The following is a 495-nucleotide window of genomic DNA, read 5'->3' as shown; positions in this document are numbered from 1 at the left end:
TGTGCTTCCCCCGAGATCGTGGAGGGTTTCTTAAGCCGCTTCTGGCTTCTGACGGTTTTCCCTGATCTCGTAGTTGACGGGCGATAGTCCGTCTGCGGCGCTGTGTCGACGCTGGTAGTTGTAGAAGGTGTAGCACCAGTCGATGACCACCGCCTGAGCTTGAACAGTATCACAGAATCGATTGCGGGACAACACTTCCCATTCCAGCGAGGAGAAGAACGCCTCGGCCGCGGCGTTGTCGAAGCACGACCCGACCCGCCCCATGGATTGGCGGATCCCCAGCTCAGCACACAGCTTGGTGAACACCCTGGCGGTATAAGTGCTGCCACGGTCGGTGTGGAAAATGACCCGCTGCTCAAGTTCGTCGCGCCAGATCGCGTCGCGGCCACCGCGGGCCGCCACGGCCATCTTGATGGCCGCACAGGCCAGTTCGGCGTCCGGGTGCAGGCCCATAGCCGCGCCGAGCAGCCGCCGGCTGTACAGGTCGATCACAGT

The 495-nt window shown here is 62.2% G+C and carries 1 protein-coding gene; it reads right to left on the bottom strand.

Annotated features, from left to right (window positions below):
- Positions 1-30 precede the first annotated feature (30 nt).
- Positions 31-495, bottom strand: a 465-nt coding sequence (locus FPZ47_RS27925; RefSeq protein WP_145039838.1) for a DDE-type integrase/transposase/recombinase, incomplete at its 5' end; no start/stop codon positions are given.

Source organism: Mycobacterium helveticum, from assembly GCF_007714205.1.
GTDB classification, from domain to species: domain Bacteria; phylum Actinomycetota; class Actinomycetes; order Mycobacteriales; family Mycobacteriaceae; genus Mycobacterium; species Mycobacterium helveticum.
The sequence above is the reverse complement of the archived record's forward strand: the minus strand, read 5'-3'. Positions and strand labels throughout refer to the sequence as shown.